Annotated in this window: 17 protein-coding genes; 13 read left to right on the forward strand and 4 right to left on the reverse strand. The window is 68.7% G+C overall.

The genetic code is table 11. The annotated features are described in order from the left end of the window. The first annotated feature begins 199 nt into the window (after nt 1-199). The 3 genes from AB8Z75_RS14715 to AB8Z75_RS14725 all read left to right on the forward strand — a co-directional run bounded on the left by AB8Z75_RS14715 (nt 200) and on the right by AB8Z75_RS14725 (nt 2,607). Nucleotides 200-634, forward strand: a complete 435-nt coding sequence (locus AB8Z75_RS14715; RefSeq protein WP_369201987.1) for a winged helix-turn-helix domain-containing protein — start codon at nt 200-202, stop codon at nt 632-634. Next, the gene (locus tag AB8Z75_RS14720; RefSeq protein WP_369201989.1) at nt 631-1,206 is read left to right on the forward strand and encodes an IS630 family transposase; all 576 of its coding nucleotides are present in this window, start codon (nt 631-633) and stop codon (nt 1,204-1,206) included. Before AB8Z75_RS14715 ends, AB8Z75_RS14720 begins: the two co-directional genes overlap by 4 nt. A 288-nt stretch (nt 1,207-1,494) precedes the next feature. Next, nucleotides 1,495-2,607, forward strand: coding sequence for an ABC transporter substrate-binding protein (locus tag AB8Z75_RS14725; RefSeq protein ID WP_369201991.1), 1,113 nt, complete (start codon nt 1,495-1,497; stop codon nt 2,605-2,607). Nucleotides 2,608-2,648: 41 nt separating this feature from the next. Here the strand turns inward: AB8Z75_RS14725 and AB8Z75_RS14730 are convergent, their stop codons facing one another. After that, on the reverse strand, nt 2,649-3,359 hold the full coding sequence (locus tag AB8Z75_RS14730) for an IS5 family transposase (protein WP_369201993.1): 711 nt from the start codon (nt 3,357-3,359) through the stop codon (nt 2,649-2,651). A gap of 117 nt (nt 3,360-3,476) precedes the next feature. Here AB8Z75_RS14730 and AB8Z75_RS14735 point away from each other — a divergent pair, with 117 nt between their 5' ends. The 5 genes from AB8Z75_RS14735 (at nt 3,477) to AB8Z75_RS14755 (ending at nt 8,951) form a co-directional block, all read left to right on the forward strand. After that, nucleotides 3,477-4,628 carry an SRPBCC family protein gene (locus tag AB8Z75_RS14735; protein ID WP_369201994.1) on the forward strand — a complete coding sequence of 384 codons (1,152 nt, stop codon included), beginning with the start codon at nt 3,477-3,479 and terminating at the stop codon, nt 4,626-4,628. Nucleotides 4,629-4,671: 43 nt separating this feature from the next. Continuing rightward, a complete protein-coding gene (locus tag AB8Z75_RS14740) occupies nt 4,672-5,601 on the forward strand; it encodes a 3-keto-5-aminohexanoate cleavage protein (protein WP_369201996.1) in 930 nt (309 codons plus the stop codon). Next, nucleotides 5,588-6,553: a 3-hydroxyacyl-CoA dehydrogenase NAD-binding domain-containing protein gene (locus tag AB8Z75_RS14745; protein ID WP_369201998.1), complete on the forward strand. Its 966-nt coding sequence runs from the start codon at nt 5,588-5,590 to the stop codon at nt 6,551-6,553. Before AB8Z75_RS14740 ends, AB8Z75_RS14745 begins: the two co-directional genes overlap by 14 nt. Nucleotides 6,554-6,756: 203 nt before the next feature. Then, nucleotides 6,757-7,347: a TetR/AcrR family transcriptional regulator gene (locus AB8Z75_RS14750; protein WP_369202000.1), complete on the forward strand. Its 591-nt coding sequence runs from the start codon at nt 6,757-6,759 to the stop codon at nt 7,345-7,347. Nucleotides 7,348-7,748: 401 nt separating this feature from the next. Then, complete coding sequence (locus AB8Z75_RS14755) at nt 7,749-8,951, forward strand: phosphatidylserine/phosphatidylglycerophosphate/cardiolipin synthase family protein (RefSeq protein ID WP_369202018.1); 1,203 nt, start codon at nt 7,749-7,751, stop codon at nt 8,949-8,951. Nucleotides 8,952-8,976: 25 nt separating this feature from the next. On the opposite strand, the gene AB8Z75_RS14760 is transcribed toward AB8Z75_RS14755, so the two are convergent. Continuing rightward, nucleotides 8,977-9,912 (reverse strand): RNA polymerase sigma-70 factor, encoded by a 936-nt coding sequence (locus AB8Z75_RS14760; RefSeq protein ID WP_369202002.1) that lies wholly within the window; start codon nt 9,910-9,912, stop codon nt 8,977-8,979. Between the two features lie 139 nt (nt 9,913-10,051). After that, entirely contained in the window at nt 10,052-10,525 is a 474-nt protein-coding gene (locus AB8Z75_RS14765) for a carboxymuconolactone decarboxylase family protein (RefSeq protein WP_369202004.1), read from the reverse strand. 348 nt (nt 10,526-10,873) lie between these two features. Here AB8Z75_RS14765 and AB8Z75_RS14770 point away from each other — a divergent pair, with 348 nt between their 5' ends. Continuing rightward, nucleotides 10,874-11,992, forward strand: a complete 1,119-nt coding sequence (locus AB8Z75_RS14770; protein WP_369202006.1) for an aromatic acid exporter family protein — start codon at nt 10,874-10,876, stop codon at nt 11,990-11,992. 82 nt (nt 11,993-12,074) lie between these two features. On the opposite strand, the gene AB8Z75_RS14775 is transcribed toward AB8Z75_RS14770, so the two are convergent. Then, a complete protein-coding gene (locus AB8Z75_RS14775) occupies nt 12,075-13,658 on the reverse strand; it encodes an FMN-binding glutamate synthase family protein (protein WP_369202008.1) in 1,584 nt (527 codons plus the stop codon). Nucleotides 13,659-13,985: 327 nt separating this feature from the next. Here AB8Z75_RS14775 and AB8Z75_RS14780 point away from each other — a divergent pair, with 327 nt between their 5' ends. The 4 genes from AB8Z75_RS14780 (at nt 13,986) to AB8Z75_RS14795 (ending at nt 18,471) form a co-directional block, all read left to right on the forward strand. After that, nucleotides 13,986-14,525 (forward strand): hypothetical protein, encoded by a 540-nt coding sequence (locus AB8Z75_RS14780; protein ID WP_369202010.1) that lies wholly within the window; start codon nt 13,986-13,988, stop codon nt 14,523-14,525. Between the two features lie 86 nt (nt 14,526-14,611). Then, complete coding sequence (locus AB8Z75_RS14785; RefSeq protein ID WP_369202012.1) at nt 14,612-15,451, forward strand: DUF4097 domain-containing protein; 840 nt, start codon at nt 14,612-14,614, stop codon at nt 15,449-15,451. Between the two features lie 670 nt (nt 15,452-16,121). Beyond that, nucleotides 16,122-16,472, forward strand: a complete 351-nt coding sequence (locus AB8Z75_RS14790) for a DUF4097 family beta strand repeat-containing protein (protein WP_369202014.1) — start codon at nt 16,122-16,124, stop codon at nt 16,470-16,472. A 322-nt stretch (nt 16,473-16,794) separates the two neighbouring features. Next, a complete protein-coding gene (locus tag AB8Z75_RS14795; protein ID WP_369202016.1) occupies nt 16,795-18,471 on the forward strand; it encodes an MFS transporter in 1,677 nt (558 codons plus the stop codon). Nucleotides 18,472-18,650 lie beyond the last annotated feature (179 nt).

The raw sequence follows: 18,650 nt of genomic DNA on the forward strand, positions 1-18,650 counted from the left end.
CCCCCCTTAGACCCCCTCAATCGCCGACCCACCTCTCACTCAAGAGGGAACCCTTTTCTGCCTACGGGGGCTCCTACTGATTTTTTCGTTAGTTCGGTGGGTGTGGTGGAGTCGGTGGTGGGATCCTGATGCGGTGTCTTTCAAGCCTTCGCCTGTTGTTCCTCCTTTGACGCGGCCGCAGTTGGCCGAGGCTCGGCGTGTGCGGGCGGCCGAGTTGTTCGGTCAGGGACGTGCGAATGCTGAGATCGCGCGGATGCTGGGGGTCAGTGACGAGAGTGTGCGGCGCTGGAAACGGGCCTGGGAGAAGGACGGCACCGATGCTCTGCGTCGGCGCCCGGCCACCGGGCGTCCGCCCAAGCTGGACGATGCCCAGGCCGAGCGGGTGCGCAGGGCGCTGGAGCAGGGCGCCCAGGCGCATGGCTTCGAGGCTGATCTGTGGACTCTGGAACGGGTCGGCCTGGTGGTCGAGCGGGTGACAGGGGTGAGGCTCTCAAGGGCGTCGGTGTGGCGGCTGCTGACCGGCCGGCTCGGATGGAGCCTGCAACGGCCCGAGCGGCGGGCGGTCGAGCGGGACGAATCAGAGATCGCCCGCTGGATCGCGCATGAGTGGCCGCGCATCAAAAGGGGGCAGTGAACACACGTGCCTGGATCGTCTTCCTCGACGAATCAGGCATCTCCCTGCTGCCTCAGATCCGCCGCACCTACGCGCCCCGAGGGCAAACACCGCTCCTGCGGCACCGCCTGAACTGGAAGCGCGCGTCGATGGCCGGAGCCTTGGGCTACCACTCCACCGACCCCGATCGCGGGGCCCGACTGTGCTTCCACCTCAAACCCGGCAGCTACGACACCGCTGCCCTCATCGAAGTCTTGGAGCAGATCMAGGCGTTCTACCGCGGAGAGCGGGTGGTCCTGGTCTGGGACGGCCTGTCCGCCCACTGGAGCCGGGCAATGCGGGCCTGGGTCGCCGAACAGGACTGGCTCACCCTGGAACGATTACCCGCCTACGCACCCGAGCTGAACCCGGTGGAACTGCTGTGGTCCTCGCTCAAGAACCGTGAACTCGCCAACCTCGCAGGCGACCACCTCGCCGATGTCGCCGACGCCACCGAACAGGGCATCCACCGCATCAACCACAACCCACAACTGCCATGGTCCTTCCTCACCCACACCGGCCTGACCATCCACCCACCACACCCACCCAACTAACGAAAAAATCAGTAGGGCGTGTGTCGAAAGTGGCTTGCTGAGGTGCAGGTGCTTGGTGGTGCTGATGTTTGCTGGGCTCGGCAGCTCGGCAGCTCGGCAGCTCGGCAGCTCGGCAGCTCGGCGAGCGGATAGTCGGTTGACTATTCGCTCTGGTGGCGGATCCAATGACCAGCATGATCACCCGGGCGCTCCTGCTGCGGCGAGACGTGATGCATGCGGACTGGCGGCCCTGACCAGGTGCGATTCGGGCAGACCGTGACCGCATAGCCCCAAGGGAGACGTCAACCGATGACCACACCACCATCGCCGTCCGGAGCGGAGCACGCAGAGGGGTCGTCTGTCCGTGTGGGCGTACTCGTCCCTTTGACGCGGCCAGGCTGGGCCGAGGCGGGGCGACACTTGCTCGCAGGATTCGAGCAGGCGGTTGACAAGGTCAACGACACAGGCGGGATTGACGGCAGACCACTGGAGCTGGTGGTCCGGGACACCGCGGCCGATCCGGAGCGGGCCGTGGCGGCCGTGGACGAACTGGCCGCCCTGGGCGTGGCTGTTGTGGCGGGCGAGTATCACAGCGTCGTCGCCCGCGCCGCCGCCGGCCGGGCCGACGCCTTGGGCGTGCCGTTCCTCTGCTCGTCCGCAGTGCTTGACGAGCTCACCGAGGAGCCGACGAAGTGGGTCGCGCGCCTTGCCCCGGCGCAGTCTCGTGGCTGGCGGATCTACGCGGACTTCCTCCTCGGTGAGGGCCGACGCCGGATCGCCGTGGCGACCCAGCCAAGCGTCTACTGGGCGTCCGGGACCCGCGTCCTGCGGGAGCACCTAGCTCCACACGGCGGCACTGTCGTCGAACTCGACACGAGCGCGCTCACTCCCGAGGCCCTGTGCGATGCGCTCGTCGACCACGGCGCGACGGCGTTGCTCCTGCTGGTCGGCCACCCGGAGCCGGCGGTGCCGATCGTCAGGGCCGTACGGGACGACGGGCGGCTCGCGGAGATCCTGATCGGAGCCCCGGCCGGACAACCGGAGTTTGCTGAATGGGCCGCGCTGCTGGGCGAGGACGGCGCCGAGATCCCGTTTCTGCGTTACCTGCCTGAGGTCCTCGGCCCGCTCGGCGAACGCGTCGAGAAGGAGCTCCGCGAGCGTCTGGGCGAAGCGCCTTCCTTCGTCGCCTTCGAGGGCTGGGACACCGTCACTGTCCTCGCCGAGGTGTTGCGTTCCCACGGCACGGACCGGGCAGCCATCGCCGAGTCATGGCCGCGCGTGGTGGTCGATGGCACCCGCGGGCCGATCCGGTTCTCCCGCACCACGGGCATCAGCGTTTGGCAATGGGCTTGGACACCGATCCAAGTCGTTGACCGTGACCCCGCGGAGCCCGATCGCTTTCGGACCCTGCGCGCCGGCTGAGAGGGCGCGGAGGCTCGACTGCCCGGGAGGCCATACAGATGTCATAGCCATTCTTTGATTACGGCGATGAGGACGGTGGCCTCGAAGCGGACCGCGAGTTTGTCGAACCGGGTGGCCACCACCCGGTTCCGCTTGAGCCGGTTGATGCCGCACTCGACCGCATGGCGCTCACGGTAGTCCGCCGGGTCGAAATACGGCGGTCGGCCGCCGCGGGAGCCGAGCTTGTGGCGGTTGCACGCCTGGTCGGCCTTGTCCGGAATGGTGCAGCGGGTCCCGCGGCGCCGCAGGTAAGCCCGGTTCGTGCGGGAGGTGTACGCCTTGTCAGCCCGCACACGATGTGGACGGACGCGTGGCCGGCCCGGCCCGATGCGGGGCACTCGGACCTTCTCCAGCACGGGCTCGAACTGCGGAGAGTCTCCTCGCTGCCCGGCCGTCACCAGGAGCGCCATGGGTTTCTGGCCCTGCTCGACGGCCAGGTGCAACTTTGTGCTGAACCCGCCGCGCGAGCGGCCCAACCCGTGATCACGAGGCTCGGCGAACACGCCACCCGGCGGCTCCTTCTGCAGATCACCCTGCTTGCGGGCCCCGGCCGCATGCTGATGAGCGCGGCAGACCGTGGAGTCGACGTTCAGGTTCCACGTGATCGCACCGTCCGCGTCGGCCAGGGACTGAAGGCGGGTGCGGATGCGGTGCCAGGTGCCGTTCCGCGGGCATCGGGCGAGGCCCTGGGGCAGGGCCGGGACACCACGCAACCGGCTCTGCCCCCCGGTCCGAGGCTTGCCGTGCCGACGCGTCGGTGAGCGTCGGCGTTTGGACGATCGTTCACCCGAGTATTGAACGGACGTCCAGACGGTCCTATGGTCGACGCCATGACTGCTGTCACCACGGACGACGTCACGGCCATCGCCGCCGGTTACGACGAAGACCCCGCGCACTCGATGTCTCTGCGGGCCGAGGCCTACACCGAGCCCAAGTGGTACACCGCCGACCAGCAGGCGATCTTCGCCCGTACCTGGCAGTGGGTCTGCCACGTCGAGAAGCTGGAGAGGCCGGGAAGCTACGTCGCCACGACGGTCGCCGAGATGCCGGTACTCGTCGTCCGCGACCGGGAGGGACGACTGCGTGCCTTCTACAACGTCTGCAAACACCGGGCGCACGAGCTCCTCTCGGGCTCCGGGACCACGCGCACGATCGTGTGCCCCTACCACGCGTGGACATACGATCTGAGCGGCTCCCTGGTCGGAGCCCGGCAGAGCGACCGCATGGAGTCGTTCGACAAGTCCCGGATCTGCCTCGACAGGATCCAGGTGGAAGAGTTCTGCGGCTTCGTCTACGTCAACCTCGACCCGGCCTCGCCCTCGATGGCGGACCAGGCCCCCGATCTCGCCGAACAGATCACCGAACGGGCACCGGACATCTCCCGGCTCACCCACGCCAGGCGGCTGCACTACGACATCAGAAGCAACTGGAAGAACGTCGTCGACAACTTCCTGGAGTGCTACCACTGCCACGTCGCGCACAAGGAGTTCGTGTCGCTCGTGGACATGAACACCTACGACGTGCAGACACACGGGATCTGGTCGAGCCACTTCGCGGACGCGGGAAAGTCCGAGAACACCGCCTACGACGTGTCCGGTGCGACCGTCACAGAGCACTCGGTGTGGTGGCTGTGGCCCAACACCTGCCTGATGCGCTACCCGGGACGCGGGAACTTCATGGTCCTGCGGATGCTGCCGGCCGGACCCGACCGCACCCTGGAGACCCTCGACTTCTTCCTGGAGAGCACCGAGCTCGACGAGGCGGAACAGCAGACCGTGACGTACATGGACGAGGTGCTGCAGGTCCAGGACATCGGTCTCGTCGAGAGCGTCCAGCGAGGTATGGCCACGCCCGCCTTCGAGCAGGGCCGCATCATCTACGACCCCGAGCGGGCTCCGGGCCTCTCCGAGCACGGCGTGCACCATTTCCACGGCCTCGTCCTCGGGGCGTACCGGGTGCTGGCTCAGCAGAACGCGACCTGACGGGGGGATCCCGCTCCGTCCACCCGTAGTGAGGAGGGTCGACGTGCCCAAGCCCGTCATTATCACCTGCGCTCCGACCGGAGGCATCCACACCCCGACGATGTCCCCGCACCTGCCCATCACGCCCGACGAGATCGCTCAGGCCTCCGTCGAGGCCGCTCAGGCAGGAGCCGCGATCGTCCACCTGCACGCCCGCGACCCGGAGACCGGAAGGCCCGACCCGCGGCCCGAACTCTTCCAGCAGTTCCTGCCGCGGATATCCGCCGAGTCCGACGCCGTCGTCAACATCTCCACCGGCGGCGGCCTCGGCATGACCCGCGAGGAGCGCCTCCGCGCCGCCGTCTCCGCCTCCCCCGAAATGGCCTCGCTCAACGTCGGTTCACTCAACTTCGGCATCTTCCCGATGCGGGAGAAGTACGGCCAGTGGAAGCATGGCTGGGAGCCGGAGTTCCTGGAGTCGACCCGCGACCTGGTTTTCAAGAACACTTTCGCCGACCTCGAGCACATCGTGAAGGAGCTGGGTCAGGGACACGGCACCCGCTTCGAGTTCGAGTGCTACGACCTCGGGCACCTCTACAACCTCGCCTGGCTCATCGACGAGGGGTGGGTCCGGCCGCCCTTCTTCGTACAGATGGTCTTCGGCGTACTCGGCGGAGTCGGCGCCGACCTCGACAATCTCGTGCACATGCACACCGTCGCGCAGAAGCTCTTCGGGGACGGCTACGAGTGGTCCGTGCTCGCCGCCGGCCGTCACCAGATGCCCTTCGCCACGCAGGCCGCCATGCTCGGCGGCAACCTCCGCGTCGGCATGGAGGACAGCCTCTACATCGGCCCGGGCGAGCTCGCCCCGTCCAACGCGGCCCAGGTCACGAAGATCCGCTCGGTCGTCGAATCCCTCGGGCACACCATCGCGACACCACACGAGACCCGAAGCCGTCTCGGACTGAAAGGAGCCGACCGTGTCGCCTTCTGAGAGCACCGCCCACACACCGACGAGCGGCATCACCCGCGTCGCCGGCCTCGGAGGCGGCGTGATCGGCCAGAGCTGGACCGCACTGTTCCTGGCCGCAGGCATGTCCGTCGCCGTCCACGACCCCGACCCGCAGGCCGAAGCACGTGTGCGCAAGGCCGTCGACAGCGCCTGGCCGGTGCTGACGCGACTCGGACTCACCGAGCACGGTCGACCCGACGACCTGCACTTCTGCCATGACGCGCGCGCCGCGGTCGAGGGCGCCGGCTTCGTCCAGGAGAGCGTTCCCGAACGGATCGGCATCAAGCACGACCTCTACGCGGCCATCGAACCCGCCCTCGACGCGGAGACGATCGTGGCGTCGTCAGCGTCCGGGCTGACGCTCAGCCAGTTGCAGGCGGGCTGGCGGAACCCGGGGCGTCTCGTGCTCGGCCACCCGTTCAACCCGCCGCACCTCATCCCGCTGGTCGAGGTGATGGGCAACGACAGGACCGACCAGGCGGTGGTGGGCCGGGCCCGCGCCTTCTACGAGACGGTCGGCAAGGTGACCATCGAGGTGCGGCGCGAATTCCCCGGGCACGTCGCCAACCGGCTGCAGGCGGCGGTGTGGCGCGAGGCCATCCACCTCGTCAACGAGGGCGTGGCGAGCGTCGAGGACGTCGACACCGCCGTCGCCGCCGGTCCCGGACTGCGATGGGCGGCGATGGGCCCCACGGCGCTGTTCCACCTCGGCGCCGGTGAGGGCGGGCTGGCGGCCTTCTGCGAACGTTACGCCGACAGCTTCAACCGCTGGTTCGACGACCTCGGACGTCCGCATCTGGACGAGCCCACGGCACGTCGGTTGGTCGACGGGCTCCGCCCCCTCAGCGAGGGGCACACCGTCGAGGAACTGTCCCGCCGGCGCGACGCGCTCCTCACCGAACTGATCGCGCTCACCCGTAAGGCTGGCCCGTAAGTCTCCCACGCGAGACTCGCGAGTGCGGCGTGCACGGTACGCGCCCGTGAGGCGTGCGCGGAACTCGCCCGTGAGGCGTGTACGAAAGAGGACGCGCCGGGCGGGCCCCGGCGCGACCGGGGAGGCCGCCCCCAGGCCACAGCCACACCGCCGCGCCGCCCCCGCTCGGTGGAACGTCCGCCGGCGCGGCTAGCATCGACCAGGTGAGCGAGACGGCCGCGGAAGCTGCGGAAACCGAGAAGAAGGCCGGGCGTCAGGAGCGGATTCTCGACGCCGTCCTGGCACTCCTGTCCCAGCACGGCATCTCCGGCGTCAGCATGCGTGCCGTGGCCCGGGAAGCCGAAGTCGCGCTCGGACTGGTCAACTACTACTACGGCGACAAGGTCACCCTCATCGGTGCGGCGCTGCGCCGTATCGAGGAACAGGACGTCGCCCTGGTCGAACCGGATCCGGGCCACAGCCCGGAGGACAATCTGCGCACTGCGCTCCGCCGCGTCGCCGACGACCGTTTCCTCACGACGGAGTACCTCTCCCTCCGGCTCCAGCTGTGGGCTCTCGCGCAGGCGCACCCGGACTTCGCGCACATCAACACGGCCGCCCAGAGGCGCTACCGAAAGGGCCTGGCCGCGCTCATCCGTGCCGCCCGGCCGGACCTGCCCAGCGCGGAGGCGGGCCGACGGGCCGCCGACATCGACATCGTGCAGAACGGGCTGTGGCTCACCGCGCTCCTGGGGATAGACCGCGCGTCGATCCGAAGGAACGTCGAGCGCTGCGAGGACATCGCCTTCGGGTAGAACAGGCCGTCCGCGCCGAGGGCACCTGGGGACAATCCGCCGGCTGCGAAGACTTCCCCTCCCGCCGTCCCCGGCGGAGTTTCGGCCGGCAGGCAGTATCGCGCTCGAAGCGGGATGCCGCCCGGGCAGGTGCGCCCGGCGCCGGAGGGAACCCAAGAGAAAACCTGAGAGGTTTTGCAGTGCTTCTGGCGGGAACACAGCAGTGTTCGCCGACAGTGTTCGCCGACTCCCGAAAACGTCTGACCGCGCTCACGCGGGGTTGACCCGACTCGGCCGGTGAGGTAGCTGCCATTTACACTCTCCGGCGGCCCGCCACACGATGTTCAATCGACTCACGAGCAACGGACGCGCCATCGCGTCGCCCGGACCCGAGACAGGAAAGAACAGTGACCACGGAGGCAGTGACCGGAACGGAAGACGTTCCCGAATCCGCGGACAGATCGACCTTCGACCTTCGCAAGCAGCGGATACGACGGCGCCTTGAGCGACTGATCGGCGTCGCGGCCACTGAAGGGAACGCTCTGGTGCCGCTGCGCAATGGCGACCGGATATTTCCCGCCATGCTGCAGGCCATCCGTTCGGCGCGCCATACCGTCGACATGATGACGTTCGTTTACTGGAAGGGTGACATCGCCCGGGAATTCGCCCAGGCCCTCGCGGAGCGAGCCCGCGCCGGAGTGCGCACTCGGCTTCTGCTGGACGGCTTCGGCGGGCGCCTCATCGAGAAGGACCTGCTGGAAGAGATGGCCGCCGCCGGCGTGCAGGTGGCCTGGTTCCGCAAACCTCTGTGGCTTTCCCCCTTCAAGCAGAACCATCGCTGCCATCGCAAGGTACTCGTGGTGGACGAGGCAACCGCCTTCACCGGCGGGGTCGGCATCGCTGAGGAATGGTGCGGCGACGCCCGTAACGCGCACGAGTGGCGCGACACCCACGTGCAGGTCCGCGGGCCGGCGGTGGACGGGATCGCCGCGGCGTTCGCGCAGAACTGGGCGGAGTGCCATGACGAACTGTTCGACGAGAAGGACCGCTTCTCCGGGCACACCGCAGAGGGGGAAGCGGTGGTACAGGTGGTGCGAGGGTCAGCCAGTTTCGGGTGGCAGGACATGCAGACGCTGCTGCGGGTCGTGCTGGAGTCGGCTGAGGAACGTGTCCGCCTCATGACCGCCTACTTCTCCCCGGATGCCTACTTCCTCGATTTGCTGTGCAGGACCGCTGCGCGAGGAGTCGAGGTGGAAGTGGTTCTGCCCGGCCCGTACATCGACAAGCGCGTCTCCCGCGTTTCCGCCGAGGGACACTTCGCGCAGCTCCTCGACTGCGGGGTGAAGATCTGGCAGTACCAGCCGACGATGATGCACGCCAAGGTCGTCACGGTGGACCATGTGGTTTCCCTGATCGGCTCCACGAACTTCAACCGCCGCTCCCTCGACCACGATGAGGAAGTGATGCTCGCGGTGCTCGATGAAACGTTCACCGGTGCGCTGGACGGAGATTTCGCGCACGACCTGGCCTCCAGTGTGCGCATCAACAAGGTGCGCTGGAGGAGGCGGGCAGCCGCCCGACGGGCGCTCGAGGCAAGTGTCGCTCCGGTCCGCCGGTTTCTGTGACCGCCTGTCGTCTGCCCGCCGCCCCTCAGCTTGGGGAGTACCTCGCCTGTCGGCGGAGCTGTTTCGCGGCCCCGTCGATGGCCCAGGCGTCGGCAACCGATCCGAGGTGCCCGAGCTTGTCGGGGTTGAGCACCGAGCGGATGGTCTGAATCCGGCCGTCGAGCACGTCGACGGCGAGGGTGGTGAGCACCTTGCCGTCCCGATCGCGGAAGAGCGCGCCGGGCTGACCGTTGATCTCCAGCGGCTCGAACGTGACGTCGACCCGGGCCAGCAGCGAGACGACGGATGTGAGCAGCCGGGCCACGTTCTCCGTGCCGACGACGGCCCTGGCGAACTGCGGAGCCTTGCCGCCGCTGTCCCCGACCATCTGCACGTCGGCGGCCAGCAGATCCCGCAGGCCCCCCACATCGCCCTCGCGGAGGGCGCCGAAGAACCGCGTCGCCAGCTCCTGCCGCTCCCTACTGTCCGCTTCGAACCGCGGCCTCCCGGCCGCCATGTGCCGCCGCGCTCTCACCAGCAGCTGCCGGCACGCCGCCTGAGAGCGCCCCACCGCCGAGGCGACGTCTTCGAACCCGAAACCGAACACCTCCCGCAGCACGAACACCGACCGCTCCAGTGGGCTGAGCCGCTCCAGAAGCAGCAGCGCCGCCATCGACACCGAGTCGGCCAGCTCCGCCGAGCGCGCCGGGTCCTGATACGGATCGTCCAGCAACGGCTCGGGGAACCACGGTCCCACGTACTGTTCCCGCCGCACCCGCGCCGAGCGCAGCACGTCGATCGAGATCCGGGTCACGGTGACGGACAGAAACCCCTTGACGGACGTCGGAGAGGTCGTCGAGCTGTCGAAGCGCAGCCACGTCTCCTGCACCGCGTCCTCGGCCTCGCTCACACTGCCGAGGATCCGGTAGGCGATCGAGAAGAGCAGTGGCCGCAGTTCCTCGAACACCTCGACCTTGTTCACGTAACATCCCCCTCGGGCCTTCCGCCCGAGCGTTTCCCGCACAGGCACGTTTCACTGATCTTGTGGGCATCGGCGAGACGGTGCAAGGCCCCCGTACCGGGAGCTCACGGCAGTGCCCCGGACGGTGGCCGACTGGCACTCAGTGGAACTGTCCCGCCTTGTAGTCACCGGCCGGCTGCTGGGCGATGATGTTCAGCCGGTTTGCCGTGTTCATGAAGCAGATCAGCACCACCAGGGCGGTGAGCTGCTCCTCGTCGTAGTGCTGCGCGGCGCGTGCCCACACCTCGTCGCTGACACCGCCGGCCGCGTCGGCGACCCGGGTCCCCTCTTCCGCCAGCTCCAGCGCGGCACGCTCGGCCTCGGTGAACAAGGTGGCCTCCCGCCACGCCGCCACCAGGTTCAGTCGCACCGAGGTCTCGCCGGCTGCGACGGCTTCCTTGGTGTGCATGTCGATGCAGACGGCGCAGCCGTTGATCTGGCTCACGCGCAGGGCCACGAGTTCCTGTGTCGCGGTCGGCAGCGGCGACTCCCTGAGCACCTTGCCTGCGGACATGAAGTGCTTGAGGGCTGTGACGGCGGTCGGGTCGGCGAAGTAGTTCAGTCGCGCGTCCATCGTGTTCTCCTCCGGGCTCGTGGGTGCTGACACCCTTGGGACGAGACAGCCCGACGCCCTGTGACACAGGCGTGTGTGACGCGCTCACCCGGTCAGGCCGCCCACCCCCTCCGTCCCGGCCGTACCCGCACATGCCGCCCACGCTCCATTCACCATTTTCCGTCGGCTGGTTTCGGCAGCAGTGGGTACCTCTCCCAGGCACGACTAGCAACGAGAGCACCGAGGAGAGACATGAACGGGGACACTGCTGCGGGGCAGCGGACACAGGCTGCCTCCCAAGGCCGGGTCAGCCGCGCTCGGCAGTGGTTCACGCGTGCAGTCGGTTCGGGCGGTCACGAGCGGCACACTGTGACTCTCATCTTCAAGAGCACCCTGGCGGCTGCTGTGTCGTGGTGGGTCGCGCACGACCTGATCGGCGCGATCTCTCCGGCCTTCGCGCCGTTCTCCGCCGTACTGATCATGCAGGTCACGGTCTACAGGTCCCTGTGGCAAGCACTGCGCTATGTGGGTGCCGTGTCGGCAGGAGTCGTGGTGCAGGGTGCGCTGGGCTTTCTGGCCGGCCCGCATCTGCTGACGTTCGTGCTGGTGGCCTTGGTCGCGCTGGCTCTCGGGCGGTGGCGGCCCCTGGGCTCGCAGGGCTCCCAGGTGGCCACTGCTGCCTTCTTCGCCTTCTCCACCTACGTGGCTGCTGCCGGCAGTGCGCAGCGGTGGTCCCAGCTCGGTCAGATCATCGAGCTGGTCTTCATCGGCTGCGGCATCGGGGTGATCGTGAACATGGTGGTGTTGCCCCCGATGCGGTACCGCAGCGCGGAGTACGGCATCCACACTCTCGCGCACTCCTTGTGCGACCTGGTCGGCGACATGTATCCGGCGTTGCGCGAGGGAAAGCTGGATGAGGAACGCACCCGGCAGTGGCGGCAGCGCGCCGTGCAGCTGGGCCCCATCGCACAGCAGGCCCAGTCCTCGCTCCATACGGCGTGGGAGAGCACTCTGTACAATCCGCGCCGGCTCAGGCGGCGCCATCGCCCTCGTACGTTTTCCGGCTATCAGGCTGTCGTCGACGCACTGGAACGTGTCACTTACCAGGTGACCTCGATGACCCGCAGCCTCGACCAGTGGGGCGGCGACGACGGGGAGCCGCACGCAGCCGATTTCACCCGCGCCTACGGTGATTTCCTCGCCTCCCTCGCGCACATCACCGAACTGCTCGCCGGTATCGACGAGGACCGGCTGCGGGCTCAGTCGCGGGAGCTGTGCGAAGCCGCCGAAGAGGCACAGCGGTGCCGCGACCGGCTGGAGGACGGAGCCCGCGAGACCTCGCTTCCGCTGAGCGATCCCGGGCGGCCGTACGGCATCCTCATGGCCGAAGCCACCCGGCTGATGGACGAGTTCCAGCACACCTGTGACGTGCTCCAGCACGGCGTCGACCGCGCGGACACCGGCAACGCCGACTCGTCCCCTTCTTGACCACAGCGGCAGGGACGGGGCTCGCCAGGCCGCGCCGGGGCCGGCCCGATGACGGACCGCTTATGTGCCTTCGCGCGCTCACTCAGGCAGAGAAGCGGTCGGGGTCGGCCGCGGCCCAGTCTGCGGCCCAGTCCGGTGGCGCCTCTTCGAGCAGCTGGCCCGGTGCGAGCCAGCGGTGCAGTTCTTCCGCGGAGCGGATCGTGACGGGGTCCATACGCCGGTACAGCATGTGCGGGCGCAGTTCGCCCGGCTCGCTCACCCCCATCGAGGCCATGATCCGCTGGGCGCTGTGCACCGTGGCTCGCTGATAGCGGTGGACGCGGGCGGACTTGTCGTCGACGTCGAGCGCGCGCGCCCGGCGTGCGTCCTGAGTGGCGACGCCGGTCGGGCAGGCGTTGGTGTGGCAGGCCATGGCCTGGATGCAGCCGACGGCGAACATCATGGCGCGGGCCGCGTTGGTGTAGTCGGCGCCCTGGACCATGCGCTTGACGACATCGGCACCGGTGGCCACCTTGCCACTGGCTCCGATGCGGACGCGGTCCCGCAGGCCCGTACCGACCAGTGCGTTGTGCACCGTCATCAGGCCCTCGGTCAACGGCATCCCGACGTGGTCGCAGAACTCCAGCGGAGCGGCGCCGGTGCCGCCCTCGGCGCCGTCGACGACGATGAAGTCGGGCGTGACATCCTCCGCGAGCATGGCCTTGCACACGGCGAGGACGTCGCGCCGGGTACCCACGCACAGTTTGAACCCCGCCGGTTTGCCGCCGGCCAGCTCCCGCATGCGCGCGATGAACCGGACGAGTTCCCGCGGGGTGGAGAAGACCCGGTGGTAGGGCGGGGAAACCACGGTCTCGCCCTGCGGAACGCCACGCACCGCGGCTATCTCCGCGTTGACCTTGCCGCCTGGCAGCACACCGCCGATGCCGGGCTTGGCCCCTTGGGACAGCTTCAGCGAGACGCACTTGACCTGGTCGAGCGCGGCCGTCCGGGCGAACTGTTCCGGGTCGAAGGCGCCGTCGTCGGTGCGACAGCCGAAGTAGCCGGTGCCGATCTCCCACACCAGGTCGCCGCCGTGCTGCCTGTGGTGGTCGGAGATGCCGCCCTCGCCGGTGTCGTGTGCGAATCCGCCGAGTGCCGCGCCGTGATTGAGCGCGCGCACGGCGTTGGCCGACAGCGAACCGAAACTCATCGCTGAGACGTTGAGCAACGACATGTCGTACGGCTGTGTGCAGTCGGGCCCGCCGACGCGCACGGTCGGCGGGGTCCGCGGGACCGGGACCGGAGCGATGGAGGGCGCCAGGAACTCGTAACCCGTCTCGTACACGTCCCGTTCACTGCCGAAGGGCTCCTCGGCGGCGGTTCCCTTCGCCCGCTGGTAGACGAGATCCCGGGTGTCGCGGTCGTAGGGCCGTCCGTCGTGATTGCGCTCGATGAAGTACTGCTGCAGTTCGGGCCGGATGCTTTCCAGCAGGTAGCGCAGATGACCCAGCACCGGGTAGTTGCGCAGCACCGCGTGCTTGCGCTGGACCAGGTCGTGTACGCCGGTCACGGCGAGCGCCAGCAGCGCTGCGGCGGGGATCCACCACCAGCCCGAGACCAGTACCGACAGGGCGGTCGCCGTCAGCGCGGCAGCCGCAACACCCGTTACGCAAGCGAATCTGATCATGAGGGAGGCCAACCGGTGGGGAGCAGGTGCACGGGGGAGGAGAGTACAAGCTCCTCCAGTCGGGCTGGCGGCGGGTCGCCCAGCATGGCCTGCCCGTCGCAGACGGACGCCCCGTTGGCCGTGGAGACCGTGTCCGGGCACTCCGGGGCCGAGCTCATCGGCCGCACTCTGCGTCCGGCCGCCCGATGCGCCGCCGCGGTCGCTTCGTGCTCGCCTTCTCGCGTTCGCGTTCGCGCTCGGTTCACCAGGAAGTTTCCGTTCACGATGACGCCATTTCATGACACATATGGCTCCGGCTTTGCGACGTAGATGTGCCATAATGCCGCCATGGAGATGCGGCCGTATGTAGACGAGCTCTGCCACGAGTTCTTGGTTGCCGCCACCGGAGGTGGAGAGGACACTCGTGCGCTCGCCGAGCGGCTTATCGGGCCGCTCGAGACGGCCACCCGGCTCACCCTGCTGAAAGCCCTGTCCGCGGCCGCCGACGAAATCACCCGCGACCTGGCGCCCGGCTCCGTGGATGTCAGGTTGCGCGGGCTCGATCCGAGCTTCGTCGTCACGCTGCCCCCTGCCGACGAGTCGTACGCCGGCGAGGGGGAGGACGACTACGAGTTCGCGCCGGGCGGCACGCCGGCCGTCCGCCCTTCCGAAGGCGTGGGCGGAGAGGCCGCGGGCGGTACCGCGCGGATCAACTTCCGCCCCCCTGAGCACCTCAAGATCCTCATCGACGAGGCAGCCGGCAAGCAGGGTCTCTCGGTGAACGCCTGGCTCGTCCGGGCGTGCAGCGCCGTGCTGGCGTCCGAGAGCCGCAAGGGCGAGCGGCGCGCCCCGCGAGGCGAGCAGCGCTACTCCGGCTGGGTCCGCTGACCCGATGGACACACACCGTCCGGCCCATGGGCACACACCGTCCCGAGGGCGGACACGTTCTGCGACCCCATCAGGAGAGTAGGGCCATGCCCGTCTACGACACCCCTGAGCCGATCTCCGTCACGATCGAGCTGCCCGTAGGCGACATTCGCATCGTCGCGGGCGACCGCGTCGACACCGTGGTCACGGTGGTGCCGTCGGATTCGGGGAGAGACTCCGACGTGAAGGCTGCCGAACGGGTCCGCGTCGACCACTCGGGCGGCCGGCTTCTGATCAAGGCACCCAAGCAGTACCTGCCGTTCGGTGACGGCGGGTCGAGTGATGTGCGCGTCGAGCTGCCGGCCGGGTCGCAGCTGCGGGGGACCGTCGGATTTGCCGCACTCCGCTGCGAGGGCCGGCTCGGCGAGTGCCGGTTCAAGTCGGGGATGGGCGATGTCGAGCTGGAGGAGACCGACGGCCTGCACCTGGAAGCGGGCAGCAGCGACCTCACCGTGCACCGGGTCAACGGTCGCGCCGAGGTCATCCTCGGCAGCGGCACCGCGAGACTGGCGGAGATCCTTGGGCCTGGAGTGGTCAAGAACTCCAACGGCGACCTGTGGATCGGTGAGGCACGCGACGACGTGTGGCTGACCGCAGCCAACGGTTGGGTGTCCCTCGACAGGGCGCACGGTTCCGTCCAGGCCAAGGCAGCCAACGGCAGCATCAGGCTCGGAGAGGTGCGGCGCGGCTCCATCGGCATCGAGACCGGTGTCGGCGAGTTGGAGGTGGGCATCCGTGAAGGCACCGCCGCCCGGCTCGACCTGCGCACCCGGCGCGGTACCGTGCGCAACTCCCTCACGTCCGCCGACGGGCCCATGTCGGCTGAGGAGACCGCCGAGGTGAGGGCCCGCACGACGATCGGGGACATCGTCATCCGCCGGGCCTGACGGCTCGCCTTCCTCCGTCCCGCGCACTCCTTCACTTTCCGGGCTCTATCGCGGCGGGCCGGTATTTCTTACGCGAAAACTCCTTCCGCGCGGGGCGCCTGACCGTCGGCGCCCGGACATCGGTCGTTCGTCCCGCCATTCTTCGGCGGGCATTCCCCGGTGCGCCCTTTGCCGCACTCCCTTGTAACTCCCGGGTGTGAGCAGCCAGCGCCTCCCGCAGGCTCTTGGGGGGCAAGTCCATCAGGACCAGGGAACGGCCGTTAGGACCAGGGAACGGCCGTTCTCGTCGGCGAAGGGATTTGTGCTCATAATTAACTCCCCATTTTCCATGGGGGTCGGACAAAAAGCGCCGGCGATGAATTCAGTGGGCGGCCAGGCAAAGATGACGGACCGGGACCGTCCGGAAAGCGAGGACGGCACGGGGAGACGCATCCCTGCGGCGGAACCGCGAAACCCGCACAAGCGGCTGTGCCGTCAAACGGCGGCGGATGGCCTGGCGGTCGACAGTCCCGCCGAACCCCGGGGCCCTCAGTTGCCGTCGAAGACCGGCCTGGCGCGGGCGCCCCTGCGCTGCGTAGAACGGCTGACGGCCTCATGCTGCGGTCCTCTGCCGTGTCAGCTCAGATACGTCTTCTAGGTAGCGCCAATTTGGAGCCAGAGTGGCGCTATCTTGCCTGCTCTGTGGCTTGTCAGGGAGGTCGCCGGCGACCTGCGCGTCCGCGGAGCGGACGGACCGGTGCTGATCGGCCGGGCGCACGCCGCGGTAGTGGCCACGACCGTGCTGGGGGACGTCCGCGTCGACGAAGCCGTGCACGGGCCCCTCCACCTGGACAGCGCCTCAGGGCAGATCGAGGTCGGGCTCTCGGACACCGCGGCGCCGCGGCTGGAGGTGACCACCGAAGCGGGGAACGTCTACCGCTCCCTCGACACCTTCCAGACGGTGCCGCGCGCAGAGGCCGTCGCGGTCTGGGCCCGCACCGTCTCCGGGGACATTGTGGTCCGCCGCTGCCTCCCGTCATGACGGCGCTGACCTGCCTCTTCGCTCAAGGGGCCGCCCAGCGGGAGCCGTGCCGGTGCGATTTTCGGCTGGGGACGGCTTCCTGTGGAGCCATCGTTGTGCCATGATGGCGCCGTGGCCCGAGCCGCGGTGCGGTGGGTGGTCGCCCCCCGTCGTCCGCCCACCGAACCGCGCGGGGCTCGGCTACGAGCCGGGTCGCGCGGCGGGCCCGGGAAGCCCCTCAACCGGGGGCATCCCGGGCCCGTGTTTCAGGCCCTCGACGCCGGATCTTCCCCATCTGGCGCCATCCGGCCCTCGGCCGCACTGTTAATCAAGGAGATTGGTCATGAGTGACTCGACGCTTGAACATTCGGATCAGCCCCCGGGCGAGGCCGAGGCCGGCGGGAAGACAAAAGCGCCGGTCGGGGCATGGCTCAGCCTGATCGCCGTGGCGCTCGGCATCATGGTCGTGCAGATCGACGGCACGGTCGTCGCCGCGGCCAACCCGATGATCGCCACTGATCTGAACGCGACTCCCGGGCAGATCCAGTGGGTGACGACCGGCTATTTGCTCGTCCTTTCCGGCCTGCTTATTCCGGCGGGTACGGTGGCCGACAAGATCGGCCGTAAGAAGGCGTTTCTCATCGGTGTCGGCGGATTCTCACTCGCCTCACTGCTGTGCGGCATGTCTGGTTCGGTCGAGATGCTGATCGGCGCCCGCGTGCTCCAGGCCGTCTTCGCCTCGCTGCTCGGCCCCGCGGGACTCGCCGTCCTCAAGGCCTCCTTCCCGCCGGCCAAGCTCCCCGCGGCCCTCGGAATCTTCGGCGCCGTCACCGCCATCGCGATGGCGGGCGGCCCGATGCTCGGCGGTGCGCTGGTGGAGTACGCCAGCTGGCCGTGGGTCTTCTACATCAACCTGCCGTTCGGCGTCATCGGCGTGCTGGTGGGTCTGACCGTCATCAAGGAGACCGCCCAGAAAGGCACGGATCCGCTCGACATCCCCGGCGCCGTCACGCTCACCGCTGCCATGGTCAGCGCCGTGTGGGGGATCACGGGTGCCCAGAGCGACGGCTGGACCTCGGGCAAGACTCTCGGCTTCATCGCCCTGGGCGTCGCGCTGCTGGCCGTCTTCGTCCTGATCGAGGCCAAGACCAAGCACCCCATGGTGGCGCTCAGCCTCTTCAAGGACCGCTCCGTCTCGGTCGGCCTGATGCTGATGATCGTCACGATGCTGGCCTTCTTCGCCATCGTCTTCTACCTGATGTTCTACCTCCAGGGGGTGCAGGGTAAGAGCGCCATCATGGCCGCCGTCAGCCTGCTGCCGCTGACCGCCGTCTTCACCGTCGCCTCGCCCCTCGCCGGTTGGGCCACCGGGAAACTCGGTGTGAAGGGCACACTGGTGCTGGGTGCCGTCCTCCTCTTCGGCGCCCTGGTGCTGTTCCGGCAGATCGAGGTGGACACCTCCGGCTGGGTGCTGGCCCCGCCGCTGGTGCTGTCCGGATTCGGTGCGGGCTTCATGCTCGTCGCCGCCATCCAGGCCATCGTCGGCAACGCACCGGTGGAGAAGGCCGGAGTCGCCTCCGGTATGCAGCAGTCCATGCAGCAGCTCGGCGGCACGCTCGGCATCGCCATCTTCGGCAGTGTGCTCGCCTCCGCGGTGAGCTCCAAGTACCCCGACGCGCTGCGCGACGAGGTCGCCGGCAAGGGGGGTGCTGCCGTCGACGTGGTGGCCGACAACGACGGCGTCCACGAGTCCGTCGCCCTCGGCTTCCCGCCCTCGGCACAGGATGCCATCAAGGAGAAGCTCGCTCAGGGCGACGGCATGCCCACCGGGGAACTCAACTCGTTCGTCGACAGCGTGACACGGGTGGCACACCAGACCTTCGTGGACGGCCTGCATCTGGTCTTCACGGTCTCCGCGGGGCTGGCACTCGTGGCCGGACTGCTCTCCCTCCTGGTCCGCAACGCGAAGCCTCAGCAGGAGGAGTCTGCGGTCACACCGGAGGCCACCAGCCAGGTCTGATCGCGCTCAGCCCTCCGCAGGCGGGCCGCAYCGCCACTKKCACGGGGGGGGGGGGGGGGGGGGGGGGGGGGGGGCCGCCTCTTTGTGTGCGGGCCGCATCGCCACCTGTGACCCCGCCTCTTTGTGTGCGGGCCGCACGGGCGCCTGCCGACCGCCGTCGTGCAGGGCTCAGACACCCT

The sequence above is a fragment of the Streptomyces sp. PU-14G genome (assembly GCF_041028275.1).
GTDB lineage: Bacteria > Actinomycetota > Actinomycetes > Streptomycetales > Streptomycetaceae > Streptomyces.

Excerpts from the sequence above, each read along its gene's own strand:
- AB8Z75_RS14725 (WP_369201991.1), top strand. The coding sequence starts at position 1,495 with ATGACCACACCACCATCGCCGTCCGGAGCGGAGCACGCAGAGGGGTCG.
- AB8Z75_RS14735 (WP_369201994.1), top strand. The coding sequence starts at position 3,477 with ATGACTGCTGTCACCACGGACGACGTCACGGCCATCGCCGCCGGTTAC.
- AB8Z75_RS14765 (WP_369202004.1), bottom strand. The coding sequence starts at position 10,525 with ATGGACGCGCGACTGAACTACTTCGCCGACCCGACCGCCGTCACAGCC.
- AB8Z75_RS14775 (WP_369202008.1), bottom strand. The coding sequence starts at position 13,658 with ATGATCAGATTCGCTTGCGTAACGGGTGTTGCGGCTGCCGCGCTGACG.
- AB8Z75_RS14780 (WP_369202010.1), top strand. The coding sequence starts at position 13,986 with ATGGAGATGCGGCCGTATGTAGACGAGCTCTGCCACGAGTTCTTGGTT.
- AB8Z75_RS14785 (WP_369202012.1), top strand. The coding sequence starts at position 14,612 with ATGCCCGTCTACGACACCCCTGAGCCGATCTCCGTCACGATCGAGCTG.
- AB8Z75_RS14795 (WP_369202016.1), top strand. The coding sequence starts at position 16,795 with ATGAGTGACTCGACGCTTGAACATTCGGATCAGCCCCCGGGCGAGGCC.